This window comes from Aeromonas sp. FL131, from assembly GCF_049860615.1.
GTDB lineage: Bacteria > Pseudomonadota > Gammaproteobacteria > Enterobacterales > Aeromonadaceae > Aeromonas > Aeromonas hydrophila.
Genome location: NZ_CP187595.1, coordinates 3,305,067 through 3,319,292 on the forward strand (window position 1 = coordinate 3,305,067; position 14,226 = coordinate 3,319,292).

Consider the following 14,226-nt stretch of genomic DNA (forward strand, 5'->3'; position numbering starts at 1 on the left):
TCATCGACTCGACTGTAAGCGGATGTTGCCATCTATCCAAAAGTCTAATTGCCCTCCCCCGCCAAAGGTATAAGTTGTTACCTAATCATTACAAGAATGTATTCAAAGGAGTGATACATGAGCGAGAGCAAGGTCTACCCGGTCAAAGCCCACATCAGCAACGGCGCCCTGCTGGACAAGGCAGGCTATGAAGCCATGTACCGGGCCTCGGTGCAGGATCCGGATGCCTTCTGGGGCGAGCAGGGCAAGATCCTCGACTGGATGAAGCCCTACACCAGGGTCAAGAACACCTCCTATGATCCGGGCCACGTCTCCATCAAATGGTATGAAGACGGCCTGCTCAACGTCTCTGCCAACTGTCTGGACCGCCATCTGGCCCAGCGCGGCGACAAGGTCGCCATCATCTGGGAAGGGGACAACCCGGCCGAAGATCGCAAGCTCACCTACCGCGAGCTGCACACCGAGGTGTGCAAGTTTGCCAACGTCTTGAAGGCGCAGGGAGTGCATCGCGGCGACGTGGTCTGCCTCTACATGCCCATGGTGCCGGAAGCCGCCATCGCCATGCTGGCCTGTACCCGCATCGGCGCGGTGCACAGCATCGTGTTCGGCGGTTTCTCGCCGGAAGCCCTGGCCGGTCGCATCATCGACTCCGGCTCTTCCATCGTCATCACCGCCGATGAAGGGCTGCGCGGCGGCCGTCCGGTGCCGCTCAAGAAGAACGTGGATGAAGCGCTCACCAACCCGGAGACCAAGGTCAACAAGGTGATCGTGCTCAAACGCACCGGCGGCAACATCGCCTGGCACAACCACAGGGACATCTGGTGGCACGACGCCGTCGCCACCGTCAGCGCCGACTGCCCGCCCGAGGCGATGGGGGCCGAAGATCCGCTCTTCATCCTCTACACCTCCGGCTCCACCGGCAAACCCAAGGGGGTGCTGCACACCACCGGCGGCTATCTGGTCTATGCCACCCTCACCTTCAAGTACATCTTCGACTACCACGAAGAGGACATCTACTGGTGTACCGCCGACGTGGGCTGGGTCACCGGCCACTCCTATCTGGTCTACGGGCCGCTTGCCAACGGCGCCACCACCATCATGTTCGAAGGGGTGCCCAACTACCCGGTCACCAACCGCATGAGCCAGGTGGTGGACAAGCACCAGGTCAGCATCCTCTACACCGCCCCCACCGCCATCCGTGCGCTGATGGCCAAGGGCAACGAGGCGGTAGCCGGCACCTCCCGTTCAAGCCTGCGCATCATGGGGTCGGTGGGCGAGCCCATCAACCCGGAAGCCTGGGAGTGGTACTACCGCACCATAGGCGAGGAGCGCTGCCCCATCGTCGACACCTGGTGGCAGACCGAGACCGGCGGCATCCTCATCAGCCCGCTGCCCGGCGTCACCGATCTCAAGCCAGGCTCGGCTACCCGTCCCTTCTTCGGCGTGCAGCCGGCGCTGGTGGACAACATGGGCGAGCCACTGGAGGGGGCCACCGAGGGCAACCTGGTGATCACCGACTCCTGGCCGGGCCAGATGCGCACCGTGTTTGGCGATCACGAGCGGTTCGAGCAGACCTACTTCTCCACCTTCCCCGGCCGCTACTTCACCGGCGACGGTGCCCGTCGCGACGAGGATGGTTACTACTGGATCACCGGACGGGTGGATGATGTACTGAACGTCTCCGGTCACCGCATGGGCACCGCCGAAATTGAATCCGCGCTGGTTTCCCATCCCAAGATCGCCGAAGCGGCGGTGGTGGGCGTGCCGCACGAGATAAAGGGTCAGGGCATCTACGCCTATGTCACCCTGATCGCCGGCGAGGAGCCGAGCCGGGAGCTGCATAAAGAGGTGAAGGAGTGGGTCCGCAAGGAGATCGGCGCCATCGCCACCCCGGACGTGATCCACTGGGCCGAGGGGCTGCCCAAGACCCGCTCCGGCAAGATCATGCGGCGAATTCTGCGCAAGATCGCCACCGGCGAGACCGACAGCCTGGGGGATATCTCCACCCTGGCGGATCCGGGCGTGGTAGACAAGCTGATCCGCGAGAAGTCGGAAGCAGCCTGATCCTGACTGCGTTCCTGCCTCCAAAGCCGGCCTCGAGCCGGCTTTGTCGTCTTTGCTACTGAGCGTTTCAACAACGCACCAGTTAGCGCAAAAAATAGACAGATGTAGAGATTAGACCAGTAAAATGCTGCTAATTTTCACGAAATCAATATAATTGCGAAATCTGTGTGCCAGTGCACACCGATTTGCGCAGAAAATGACTAGATTTCTGATAGTCCACAAGATGGCTGACAGATAGCAGCATTATCATCGAGGATGTACTCAATATGTCGCAAAAACACCGAATTCTCCTGCTCAACGGGCCGAACCTGAACCTGCTGGGCAAACGGGAACCGGGCATCTACGGCAGCAAGACGCTCGATGAGATCGTCGCCGATCTGACGCACAACGCCGGCGAACTCGGGGTCACACTGGAACACCTGCAATCCAATGCCGAACATGAGTTGGTCGGCCGCATCCACCAGGCCATGGGTCAGGTGGATTTCATCATCATCAACCCGGCCGCCTTCACCCACACCAGCGTCGCCATCCGCGATGCGCTGCTGGGTGTGGCCATCCCCTTTATCGAGGTTCACCTGTCCAACGTCCATGCCAGGGAACCCTTCCGTCATCACTCCTATCTGTCTGATGTCGCCAAGGGGGTCATTTGTGGGCTGGGGGCCGATGGCTACCAATTCGCTTTAACCGCGGCCGTGCACCAGTTGCGCGCGGCTTGATAATCACTGATCAGATAAAGAAGAAAGAGAATGCTAATGGATATCCGCAAAATCAAGAAGCTGATTGAACTGGTTGAAGAGTCCGGCATCGCCGAACTGGAGATCTCCGAAGGTGAAGAGTCCGTTCGCATCAGTCGCAACTTCTCCGGTCAGGTGACCGCTGCTCCGCAGATGATCATGCAACAAGCTGCCGCCCCGGTTGCCGCTCCTGCCGCCGCACCGGTTGCTGCTGCCCCGGCTGCCGACGCCATCCCGAGCGGTCACCTGATGCGCTCCCCGATGGTTGGCTCCTTCTACCGCTCCTCCAGCCCGGAAGCCAAGCCGTTCGTGGAAGTCGGTCAGCACGTCAATGTCGGCGATACCCTGTGCATCGTCGAAGCCATGAAAATGATGAACCAAATCGAGTCTGACAAGGCCGGTGTGATCAAAGCGATCCTGGTTGAAAATGGTCAGGCCGTCGAATTCGACGAGCCGCTGTTCATCATCGAATAAGGGAAGTCGCCACCCATGTTGGACAAAGTAGTCATCGCCAACCGCGGTGAAATTGCCCTGCGGATCCTGCGCGCCTGTAAAGAGCTCGGGATCAAGACAGTGGCCGTTCACTCCACCGCCGACCGGGAGCTCAAGCATGTGCTGCTGGCCGACGAAACCATCTGTATCGGCAAGCCGGCCAGTACCGACTCCTACCTCAATGTGCCGGCCATCATCGCCGCCGCCGAGGTGACCGGTGCCGTCGCCATCCACCCGGGTTACGGTTTCCTCTCCGAGAACGCCGACTTCGCGGAAGTGGTCGAGAAATCCGGCTTCATCTTCATCGGCCCGCGCGCCGAGACCATTCGCCTGATGGGTGACAAGGTCTCCGCCATCGAGGCGATGAAGAAAGCGGGCGTGCCCTGCGTACCGGGCTCCGACGGTCCGGTCGACAGCGATGCCAAGCACAACGCCGCCATCGCCAAGCGCATTGGCTATCCGGTGATCATCAAGGCCGCCGGTGGCGGTGGTGGTCGCGGCATGCGCGTGGTGCGCAGTGAAGCCGAGCTGTCTGCCGCCATCGCGCTGACCAAATCCGAAGCAGGCCAGTTCTTCAAGAACGACATGGTCTACATGGAGAAGTACCTGGAGAACCCGCGCCACATTGAAATTCAGGTGTTGGCAGACGGCCAGGGCAACGCCCTCTATCTGGGCGAGCGCGACTGCTCCATGCAGCGTCGCCACCAGAAGGTGGTCGAAGAGGCGCCGGCACCCGGCATCACCGAAGAGATGCGCAAGTTCATCGGTGAGCGCTGCGTACGCGCCTGTATCGAGATCGGCTACCGCGGTGCGGGCACCTTCGAGTTCCTGTACGAGAACGGCGAGTTCTATTTCATCGAGATGAACACCCGTATCCAGGTTGAGCACCCGGTCACCGAGCTGGTCACCAGCGTGGATCTGATCAAGGAGCAGCTGCGCATTGCCGCCGGTCAGCCCCTGTCGATCACCCAGCAGGATATCCGCATCCGTGGCCATGCCATCGAATGCCGGATCAACGCCGAAGACCCGGCCACCTTCATGCCGTCTCCGGGCCTGATCCAGCGCTTCCACGCGCCGGGCGGTCTGGGCGTACGCTGGGATTCCCACATCTACGCCGGCTACAAGGTACCGCCCTACTACGACTCCATGATCGGCAAGCTGATCTGTTACGGTGAAAACCGTGACGTCGCCATCGCCCGCATGCGTCAGGCGCTGGACGAGCTGGTGGTGGAAGGGATCAAGACCAACGTCTCCCTGCAAAAAGAGATCATGAAGGACGAAAACTTCCAGCACGGTGGGACCAACATCCACTACCTGCACAAGAAGCTCGGTCTGTAAGGATCCTTGACGAAGACCGCCATGTCGGTGGACGTCGGCTCCGCAAGGAGCCTCTGTTGAAAAAGGGCCATGGCGACATGGCCCTTTTTTGTTATCCTTGCGCCCCTCAAAATTGTCGGATGCCAAGGTGAATCGTTTCGCGCTCGCTCGCCGGGAAGCAGCCCTCTGCCTGCTGCTGACCCTGCTCTACTTCCTTGCCTGGTATGGCACGGCCTATTTCATCCCCGCAGAGATCGAATGCTGGGACATGCCGCTCTGGTTCCTGCTCAGCTGCATCCTGATGCCGCTGCTGTTCATCGTGCTGTGCGGCCTGATGGTGGATCGTCTGTTCGTGGACATCCCCCTCGACTCCCCTCCCCTCGATGCCAAGGAGCCTTCCCATGAATCTTGAGCTGATGCTGCCGCTGTGCATCTATCTGGTGCTGGTGCTGGGAGTCGGCTTCTGGGCCAGCCGCCACCGGGTAGGCGGCGACTTCGTGCAGGAGTACTTCATCGGCAACCGCAGCATGGGCGGGCTGGTGCTGGCCATGACCCTGGTGGCTACCTACACCTCTGCCTCCTCCTTCATCGGCGGGCCGGGGGCGGCCTACAAGATCGGGTTGGGCTGGGTACTGCTGGCGATGATCCAGCTGCCCACCGTCTGGCTCACCCTGGGGGTGCTTGGCAAGAAGTTCGCCATCATCGCCCGCCGGGTCAATGCGGTGACCATCAACGACATGCTGTGGGCCCGCTACCAGAGCAAGGCGGTAGTGGTGCTGGGCTCGGTCACCATCATCCTCGCCTTCATCGCCACCATGGTGGTGCAGTTCATCGGCGGCGCCCGTCTGCTGGAGACCGCCACCGGCCTCAGCTATCAGCAGGGGCTCCTGCTGTTTGCCAGCTGCGTACTGCTCTACACGGTGATCGGCGGCTTTCGCGCCGTGGTGATGACCGATGCGCTGCAGGGGATCATCATGCTGATTGGCACCGGCGCGCTGCTGGCGGGCATTCTGGTGGCCGGTGACGGCCTGCCCAACCTCATCCACCAGCTCAAGGTGATCGATCCCAAGCTGGTGAGCCCGCAGGGGGCCGGCGACCTGCTGACCCAGCCCTTCATGCTGAGCTTCTGGGTGCTGGTCTGCATCGGGGTGGTGGGGCTGCCCCACTCGGCGCTGCGCTGCTTCGGCTATCGCGACAGCAAGGCGCTGCACCGCGGCATCCTCATCGGTACCATCGTCAGCGCCTTGCTGATGTTCGGCATGCACCTGGCCGGCGCCCTGGGCCGCGCCATCCTGCCCGGCATGGACAGCCCAGACAAAATCATGCCCTCCCTGATGATGGAAGTGCTGCCCCCCTGGCTGGCCGGGGTCTTCCTGGCGGCGCCCATGGCGGCCATCATGTCAACCATCGACTCCCAGCTGATCCAGGCCTCCGCCACCCTGGTGAAGGATCTCTACCTCAACTACCTGAGTCCGGAGAAGGCCGGCCAAGAGAAGCTGGAGGTGCGGGTGCCGCGCCTCTCCCTGCTCTGCACCCTGATCCTGGGCACGCTAGTGCTGCTGGCGGCGCTGCAGCCCCCCGAGATGATCATCTGGCTCAATCTGCTCGCCTTCGGCGGCCTGCAGGCGGTGTTCCTGTGGCCGCTGGTGCTCGGCCTCTACTGGTCGCGGGCCAACGGCCCGGGGGCCCTGGCCAGCATGGTGTGCGGCATCCTCTGCTACGCCATCCTGAGCCAGTGGGAGATCAAGCCGGCCGGCCTGCACGCCATCGTGCCGAGCCTGGCGCTGGGGCTGATTGCCTTCGTGCTGGTCAGCCTGCTGACCCCGGCCCCGAGCCAGCATGTGCGGCGCTTGTTTGAGCCGCAATCATCGATGGATTAATAAAGGGTTCCGAAACTATCCCAAAATGGGTGTTTTACGGGTAAACTGTGCGCCATGTCACAAAATGCCGCACCCTTATGCCCGTACAGAACGCCAGACAGATCCTGACCCAAGCCCTGCAGCGACTCGGCTACGCCCTGTTGCTGCCGGTCTCCATCCTGCCGCTGGCCGCGCTGCTCTATCGGCTCGGCCAGCCGGACGTGCTGGATCTGGCGGTGCTCTCCCTCACCGGCCGCGCCCTGTTCAGCCAGATGCCGCTCATCTATGCGGTGGCCATCGCCTTCGGGCTGAGCCGCCAGGGTGAAGGCACCCAGGCGCTGGCCGGTGCGGTCAACTTTCTGCTGCTGAGCTCGGCGCTCGGCACCCTGGCCCCCGGCCTGCACAGCGACATGATCTGCGGCCTGCTGGCGGGATTGACCACCGCCATCGTCTACCCCTGGCTCAAGCGCCACCCCATGCCCCACTGGCTGCGGCTGGTCAACGGCGATTTCACCAGCCTGCTCGCCTCGGCGCTCACCTGTTTGCTGCTGGCCTTCCCCCTCGCGCTGCTCTGGCCGCTGCTGGAACAGGGCATCACCCTGCTCGCCTCCGAACTGCTCACCACCCCGTTCGGCGCCTTCTGCTACGGCGTGCTGAATCGGCTGCTGATCCCGCTCGGCCTGCATCAGGTGCTGGGCAGCCTCATCGGGCTGGGGGAGAGCAACCTGCAGGCGCTGGCCAGCGCCCAGCCGCTGCACGAAGGCTATGTGGCCGGGCTCTACCCCATCATCATGTTTGGCCTGCCGGGCGCCTGCTTCGCCATCTGGCTGCACCGCCAGCGCATGCAGCGATTGCCGCAGGGGGGCTTGCTGCTCACCCTGGCGCTCACCTCGGCGCTGGTGGGCATCACCGAACCCATCGAGTTCCTGTTCGCCTTCACCGCCCCCTGGCTGTTTCTGGCCCACGCCCTGCTGACCGGCCTGTCGCTCGCCACCTGCAGCGCGCTCGGCATCAAGGTGGGCAGCTACTTCTCCGCCGGCCTGCTGGATCTGGTGCTGAGCTACCACGCCGGCGAGCACAGCTTCTGGCTCATTCCGGTCGGCATCCTGTTCTTCGTCGCCTACACCTTGCTGTTCTATCAGCTGCTGGAGCGCACGCCCCTCAGCCTGCCGAGCAAGCCCATCGCCCCGGAACACCCACGCCTGGCCAGCGTCGCCCCCTCCGATCCCCAGATGCTGGCGATCCAGTACCTCAAGGTGCTGGGCGGCATGGACAACCTGCAGGCGATGAGCGTCTGCCTCACCCGCCTCAGCCTGCGGGTACGCGATATCTCGCTGGTGGATCAATCCCGCCTGCTGGGGCTGGGCTGCCTCTCCTGGATCCAGCTCAACGACCATCAGCTGGTGCTGGTGCTGGGCCCCAACGCCAGCCTGATCGAGGGGCAGATCCGCATGCTGGCAGAGCGCCAGTCGGTGCCGCTCGGCCTCAAACCCAATCAGGAGTCCGCCGGCCAGAGCGGCTGGTAGCCTCAGGCAAACGGCAACCGCTCCGCGACAAAGTCCATCAGGCTGCGCAGGGCGGGCGCCAGGTGCTCCCGGCTCGGATAGATGAGGTAGAAGGGGTTGGCCGGAATGGGGTGACTCGGCAGCACCTTCTGCAAGCGTCCCGCCGCAAGATCCCCCTCGCAGACGTGATGGGGCAGCAGGGCGATCCCCCCCTCGTTGATCGCCAGCTCCCGCAGCGCCAGCAAGCTATTGCTCAGACAAGCCCCCTGCGGCCGCCAACCTCCCTCCTGCAACGGCCACACCGGCAGCGACGTGTGCACCAGGCAGGCGTATCGCCCCAGCTCGCTCAGCTGTTGCGGCGTGCCGTGGGCCGCCAGATAGGCGGGCGCCGCCACCAGATGCCGAGGTACCTGACCGATGCGCCGGCAGATCAGGCTAGAATCTTTCAGCGGTGCCGCCCGCAGCGCCAGATCGTAACCCTCCCCCACCAGATCGAGCTGCTCATCGCAGAGGGTCAGCTCCAGCACCACCTCGGGGTAGAGAGCCCGAAACTCGGCCAGGATCCGGCCGAGCAGCAGGGTGCCGGTCGCCTCCGGTGCGGTGATCCGCACCCGGCCGGCCGGGGCCGCGCGCAGCCGCGCCATCGCCAAATTGGCGCTGCGGGCCAGCGCCAGCAGCGCCCGGCACTGTTCCACATAGACCTCCCCCTGCGGGGTCAGGCTCAGCCGGCGGGTGGTGCGCTGCAACAGGCGCACCCCGAGCTGGGACTCGAGCCGCGAGATCTTCTGGCTGACCGAGGATTTGGGCATGCCGAGCAACTCGGCCGCCCCGGTAAAACTGCCCTGCTCCACCACAGTGGCGAACAGCCCCATCAGCTCCAGTTCGACATTGTTCATATATTCAAACAGTCTTTACCAATTACCCATCTTAATCTGAATAATCAACCAGACTAGAGTGGCTGGCAATCCCCATCCAACCGATTTGAAAGGAACTGCCATGAAAGCCATCGCCCTGACCCACTATCTGCCGAGCGATCACCCCCACTGCTTCATCGAAGCCAATCTGGCCAACCCGACGCCGGGCCCGCGCGACCTGCTGGTGCGGGTCAAGGCCACCTCCATCAACCCGGTCGACACCAAGGTACGAGCCCCCAAGGCCAAGGTCGAGAGCTGCCCGCGGGTGCTGGGCTGGGACGCCGTGGGCGAAGTGATCGCCGTCGGCCGCGAGGTAACCCTGTTCAAGGCGGGCGACCGGGTCTGGTATGCCGGCGACATCAGCCGCCCCGGCAGCAACAGCACCCTGCAACTGGTGGATGAGCGCATCGCCGCCCTCGCCCCCACCAGCCTGAGCGACGTGGAAGCCGCGGCCCTGCCGCTCACCGCCATCACCGCCTGGGAGACCCTGTTCGAGCGCATGGGCCTCACCCGCGAGAGCAGCGGCAAGCTGCTCATCATCGGCGGCGCCGGCGGGGTCGGCTCCATCGCCATCCAGCTGGCCCGCCAGCTCACCGGCATGGAGGTGATCGCCACCGCCTCCCGCCCCGAGACCCGGGCCTGGTGCCTGCAGATGGGGGCCCATCAGGTGGTGAGCCATCACCAGTTGCAGGAGGAGCTCACCGCCCTCGGCATCACTCAGGTGGACGCCATCTTCTGCACCAATGCCACCGAGCAGCACTGGGATGCCATGGCCAGCCTCATCAGCCCGTTCGGCCATATCTGCACCATCGCCGAATCGAGCGTGCCCTGGGACCTCTCCCTGCTCAAGAGCAAGAGTGTCACCTTCAGCCAGGAGTTCATGTTCACCCGCTCCCTGTTCCAGACCCCGGACATGATCGAGCAACACAACCTGCTGGGACTGGTCGCCGCCCTGGTGGACCAGGGCGTGGTCAAGACCACCCTCAGCAAGGTGGTGGCCGAGCTGACCCCGGCGACCCTGGCTCAGGCCCATGCCGAGGTGGAAGCCGGCCGCATGGTGGGCAAGCTGGTGATCGACATGAGTCGGTTCGGTAACTAATCCCTTATAGGTAAAAACTGCACCATCATGGGGTGAACTCACCAGTGGCAAGCCCCATCACTGCACAGCTCACATCAGGCAACAGACAGTCACCACGCAGCATCACCATAAAAAGAGCCAAAAAAAGGGGCCATCCCGCCGGGATGGCCCTAAATACCTGAACGTTGGGGTAACAATCACACACATATCCTTATGCAGGACCTCTGTATCTTTGCAGCTAGTGTGCCAATCCCGCCCGCCTCCCCGCTTACTTGCCACATTACCCCCTGCCAGCGGGGTATGCAGCCCCCGGCCACTCTGCGGGCAAAAAAAAGCCACCCGAAGGTGGCTGAAAAAGATGACGGAACTTTCCTAGAGCAAAGCATTCAGCGGGAACAGGTTGCTTCCCGTCACCCAATGAGGAATACATGAACCGTGCCAACTCGGCAAAGTCCCCATCCTCCACCACACTGCATGGGCAAACCACGACAGCACACGCCCATGATGATAGAATCCCGCGGTTTCACATTTATGAAGAGTCGACGCCATGCCCTGGATACAAATTCGAATCAACGCCACTGCCAAGACCGCAGACAAGGTGAGCAACATGCTGCTGGGGCGTGGTGCCCAGGCGGTGACCTTTATGGATGCCAAGGATGTGCCCGTCTATGAACCCATGCCGGGTGAAACCCCGCTGTGGGGCGAGACCGAAGTAATGGGGTTGTTCGACGCCGAAACCGATCCGGCGCCCACCATCGCCTTCTTCCAGCAGATCTTCGGTGAAGACGTGGGCTACAAGGTGGAGCAGCTGGAAGACAAGGACTGGGTGCGCGAGTGGATGGATCACTTCCACCCCATGCAGTTCGGCGAGCGGCTCTGGATCTGCCCGAGCTGGCGCGACGTGCCGAACCCCGATGCGGTCAACGTCATGCTGGACCCGGGTCTGGCCTTCGGTACCGGTACCCATCCCACCACGGCGCTCTGCCTGCAGTGGCTGGACGGGCTGGATCTGGCCGGTAAAACCGTGGTCGACTTTGGCTGCGGCTCCGGCATCCTCGGCATCGCCGCCCTGAAACTGGGCGCCGCCCGGGTCATCGGCATCGACATCGACCCGCAGGCCATTCAGGCCAGCCGTGACAACGCCGAGCGCAATGGCGTCGCCGATCAGATCGAGCTCTACCTGCCGGCGGATCAGCCGCAAGATGTCGAAGCGGACGTGGTGGTCGCCAACATCCTGGCCGGCCCGCTGCGCGAGCTGGCACCGCTTATCGCTGGCCACGGCAAGGCGGGTAGCCTGATGGCCCTCTCCGGCGTGCTGGAAAGCCAGGCGCCGGAGCTGGAGACCATCTACGGCCAGTGGTTCGAGATGGACCCGACCGCCGTCAAGGAAGAGTGGTGCCGCCTTTCCGGCCGCAAACTCGGCTAAGTCATCGACACAGCCGTTGCCAACGGGGCTCCCACACGGGAGCCCCGTCTGTTTTCAACCCGCCGGCAGCAGCCACCTCTCTGGTACGGCCAACCAGCACCATCCATACCCGCACTGCAATCAGTGCTCATTTGACCACACAGACTCCCCCGTTTCCGGTAGGATAGGCCGCCAGCCCCCCTTGTGACACGGAGTGCTTATGCGGATTGCCATACTGGATGACTATCAGGATCAGGTGCGTCATCTGCCCTGCTTTACCCGCCTGGCGGGCCACGACGTCACCATCCTCACCCAGAGCGAACCTGACCCCGAGTGCCTTGCCGCCAAACTGACAGGGGTGGAGGCGCTGGTGCTGATCCGCGAGCGCACCCGCATCGACGAGGCATTGCTGCGCAGGCTCCCCTCCCTTCGGCTCATCAGTCAGACCGGCAAGATCAGCCAGCATATCGACCCCCTCCTGTGCCAACGCCACGGGGTGGCCGTCGCCGAAGGCATCGGCAGCCCGGTGGCGCCCGCCGAGCTCTGCTGGGCGCTCATCATGGCTGCCTCCCGCCACCTCCCGGCCTATTGCCATGCCCTCGCCCAGGGGCAGTGGCAGCAATCCGGCACCCTGGGGCTGGGCCGTACCTTGCAGGGGCTGACGCTCGGCATCTGGGGCTACGGCAAGATTGGCAGACTGGTGGCCGGTTACGGCCGGGCCTTTGGCATGTCGGTGCTGATCTGGGGCAGCGAGGGCTCCCGCCAGCAGGCCGAGCGGGATGGCCATGCCAGCGCCTCCGACAAGGAGGCCTTCTTTCGTGACGCCGACATCCTCTCTTTGCATCTGCGCCTGCACGAGGCAACCCGTGGCAGTGTGACCCGCGCCGATCTCGCGCGGATGAAGGCCGACTCCCTGCTGGTCAACGTCAGTCGGGCGGAGCTTGTCGAGCCGGGCGCCCTTTATGCTGAACTCTCCGCCAACCCCACCCGGCGCGCAGCGCTCGACGTGTTCGATGCAGAGCCTGCCACGGCGCAAAGCGAGCCTTTGCTGCGCCTGCCCAATGTGCTGGCCACCCCTCATCTCGGCTATGTGGAGCGCAACAGCTACCAGCTCTACTTTCAGGCCGCCTTTGACAACCTGATTGCCTTTGCCGAGGGCAGTCCGACCAATCTGGTGCTGCCCGTAGCGGGCCGCTGATCACGGTTATCCGGCGGCCGGACCGCTAACATGTAAACCCCATGCGCCACCAAGACAAGCCACAGGAGCCGCCATGACCGAGTACGACAAGATGATCGCCAGCCAGCCTTACAACTGCATGGCGCCGGAACTGGATCTGTTGCGCCGGGAGACGGCCCGTCTGTACCGCCACTTCAATCGCAGCGACGAGGAGGATGAACAGTTGGCGCTGCTGCAGCAGATCGTCGGCGAGCTGGCCCAGGGTGCCTTCATCTGCCCGCCCCTCTACTGCACCTATGGCCGCCACATCCACCTTGGCGAGCGCAGCTACATCAACATGGGGGCCACCCTGCTGGACAACGCCCCCATTCGCATCGGCGCCGAGGTAATGATTGGGCCGAACGTGCAGATCTACACCGCCGCCCACGCGCTGGATGCCGATGAACGGACACAGGGGGTCGAGACAGCACTGCCGGTCACCATCGAGGACAGGGTCTGGATTGGCGGCGGCGCCATCCTGCTACCCGGCGTCACCATAGGGCGGGAGGCCATCGTGGGTGCTGGAGCCGTGGTCACCAAAGACGTGCCGGCCGGCGCCCGGGTGGTGGGCAACCCGGCCCGCGTGCTGCCCGTCAAAGGCAAGGCGCAGGTGAGCTAGCAACACATACCGAGAACCATCCGTAAAAGGTGGGTTTGCCGGCTAAGGGGATTGGCATCTGAAAAAACGCCCATAAAAATGAAGGCCAACGCCATCAAGACCATGATGGCCTGTAAAAAGGTGGGTTTGCCGGTATCAGGGAGTTAAGGGAACCGACATCTGAAAAACACCCATAAAAATGAAGCCCAATGTCATCAAGACGTTGGGCTGTAAAAAGGTGCTACGGAATTGCGACTCTCATCGCAGAAAATTAGAAGGGGTCACCTTCTAAACTGGCACAGGGATATTAACGAGGCGCAAACGTTTTACATAGCGTAATAAACCAGGATTGAGAACGGCATCTCACTATTTAAAAAATTCCCTGCCTGCCACGGCCGCCCTCTTGGCAATCTTCCAAATATCAGTACAGCCCACCACCAGAAACAAAAAAGCCCTGACGAGTCAGGGCCTTGCCGGTAATAAGGCAGACTAGAAGCGGCGCACGAACTCGCTCACCGGCAGCTCGCGCAGCTTGCGGGCCTCCAGCATGGGGGTACCGAGGTAGAGGAAGCCCACCAGCTGATCCTCCGGTGTCAGTCCCAACCCTTCATTGATCTGCTCGTCGAAAATGAACCAGCCGGATCGCCAGATGCCGTTGAAACCCTGCGCCTGTGCCGCCATCTGCATCGCCATCAGGGCGCAACCGGCCGAGAGCTCCTGCTCCAGCTTCGGCACCTTGGGGTGCTCCTGATAACGGGTTGCCACCGCGATGACCAGCGGTGCCCGCAGCGGCGCCTCGCTGCACTTCTTGATGCTCTCTTCATCCTCGCCACGAGCACGGGCCGCCTCGGCCAGCAGCTTGCCCAGCCGCTCGCGGCCTTCCCCTTCAAACAGAATGAACTGCCAGGGAGTCAGGGTGCCGTGATCCGGCGCGCGCAGCCCCGCCTTCAAAATATTGTCGAGCACCTCGCCAGCAGGAGCGGGATCGGCGAGACGGCCACAGGAGTGGCGGTTGAGCAGCAGGGTGAGGGCATCCATGGGCAA

General features: G+C 62.9%; 13 protein-coding genes. 11 read left to right on the forward strand and 2 right to left on the reverse strand.

All coding sequences use genetic code 11. The features are described from left to right. The first annotated feature begins 117 nt into the window (after nt 1-117). The 7 genes from acs to ACPW75_RS15320 all read left to right on the forward strand — a co-directional run bounded on the left by acs (nt 118) and on the right by ACPW75_RS15320 (nt 7,992). Nucleotides 118-2,064: an acetate--CoA ligase gene (acs, locus tag ACPW75_RS15290; RefSeq protein WP_077095634.1), complete on the forward strand. Its 1,947-nt coding sequence runs from the start codon at nt 118-120 to the stop codon at nt 2,062-2,064. Nucleotides 2,065-2,330: 266 nt separating this feature from the next. Beyond that, nucleotides 2,331-2,780, forward strand: coding sequence for a type II 3-dehydroquinate dehydratase (aroQ, locus tag ACPW75_RS15295; RefSeq protein WP_016351748.1), 450 nt, complete (start codon nt 2,331-2,333; stop codon nt 2,778-2,780). 36 nt (nt 2,781-2,816) lie between these two features. Beyond that, nucleotides 2,817-3,272, forward strand: coding sequence for an acetyl-CoA carboxylase biotin carboxyl carrier protein (accB, locus tag ACPW75_RS15300; RefSeq protein WP_029304298.1), 456 nt, complete (start codon nt 2,817-2,819; stop codon nt 3,270-3,272). 15 nt (nt 3,273-3,287) lie between these two features. After that, nucleotides 3,288-4,628, forward strand: coding sequence for an acetyl-CoA carboxylase biotin carboxylase subunit (accC, locus tag ACPW75_RS15305; protein ID WP_011707113.1), 1,341 nt, complete (start codon nt 3,288-3,290; stop codon nt 4,626-4,628). A gap of 112 nt (nt 4,629-4,740) precedes the next feature. Then, nucleotides 4,741-5,019: a YhdT family protein gene (locus ACPW75_RS15310; protein ID WP_179101341.1), complete on the forward strand. Its 279-nt coding sequence runs from the start codon at nt 4,741-4,743 to the stop codon at nt 5,017-5,019. Further along, nucleotides 5,009-6,487, forward strand: a complete 1,479-nt coding sequence (gene panF / locus ACPW75_RS15315) for a sodium/pantothenate symporter (RefSeq protein WP_043120971.1) — start codon at nt 5,009-5,011, stop codon at nt 6,485-6,487. The genes ACPW75_RS15310 and panF overlap by 11 nt, the downstream gene beginning before the upstream one ends. Before the next feature lie 77 nt (nt 6,488-6,564). Continuing rightward, nucleotides 6,565-7,992 carry a PTS transporter subunit EIIC gene (locus tag ACPW75_RS15320; RefSeq protein ID WP_024944285.1) on the forward strand — a complete coding sequence of 476 codons (1,428 nt, stop codon included), beginning with the start codon at nt 6,565-6,567 and terminating at the stop codon, nt 7,990-7,992. A 2-nt stretch (nt 7,993-7,994) separates the two neighbouring features. Here the strand turns inward: ACPW75_RS15320 and ACPW75_RS15325 are convergent, their stop codons facing one another. After that, nucleotides 7,995-8,867 (reverse strand): LysR family transcriptional regulator, encoded by an 873-nt coding sequence (locus tag ACPW75_RS15325; RefSeq protein WP_016351752.1) that lies wholly within the window; start codon nt 8,865-8,867, stop codon nt 7,995-7,997. Between the two features lie 100 nt (nt 8,868-8,967). Between ACPW75_RS15325 and ACPW75_RS15330 the strand changes: the two genes are divergently transcribed. The 4 genes from ACPW75_RS15330 to ACPW75_RS15345 all read left to right on the forward strand — a co-directional run bounded on the left by ACPW75_RS15330 (nt 8,968) and on the right by ACPW75_RS15345 (nt 13,203). Further along, nucleotides 8,968-9,984 carry a zinc-binding alcohol dehydrogenase family protein gene (locus ACPW75_RS15330; protein ID WP_077095635.1) on the forward strand — a complete coding sequence of 339 codons (1,017 nt, stop codon included), beginning with the start codon at nt 8,968-8,970 and terminating at the stop codon, nt 9,982-9,984. A gap of 526 nt (nt 9,985-10,510) precedes the next feature. Further along, nucleotides 10,511-11,389, forward strand: coding sequence for a 50S ribosomal protein L11 methyltransferase (gene prmA, locus ACPW75_RS15335; protein WP_010675412.1), 879 nt, complete (start codon nt 10,511-10,513; stop codon nt 11,387-11,389). 199 nt (nt 11,390-11,588) lie between these two features. Continuing rightward, nucleotides 11,589-12,566, forward strand: coding sequence for a D-2-hydroxyacid dehydrogenase family protein (locus ACPW75_RS15340; protein ID WP_077095636.1), 978 nt, complete (start codon nt 11,589-11,591; stop codon nt 12,564-12,566). A gap of 73 nt (nt 12,567-12,639) precedes the next feature. After that, nucleotides 12,640-13,203 carry a sugar O-acetyltransferase gene (locus tag ACPW75_RS15345; RefSeq protein ID WP_077095637.1) on the forward strand — a complete coding sequence of 188 codons (564 nt, stop codon included), beginning with the start codon at nt 12,640-12,642 and terminating at the stop codon, nt 13,201-13,203. Nucleotides 13,204-13,671: 468 nt separating this feature from the next. Here the strand turns inward: ACPW75_RS15345 and ACPW75_RS15350 are convergent, their stop codons facing one another. Next, nucleotides 13,672-14,220, reverse strand: coding sequence for an NAD(P)H nitroreductase (locus tag ACPW75_RS15350; protein ID WP_077095638.1), 549 nt, complete (start codon nt 14,218-14,220; stop codon nt 13,672-13,674). Nucleotides 14,221-14,226: the final 6 nt, after the last annotated feature.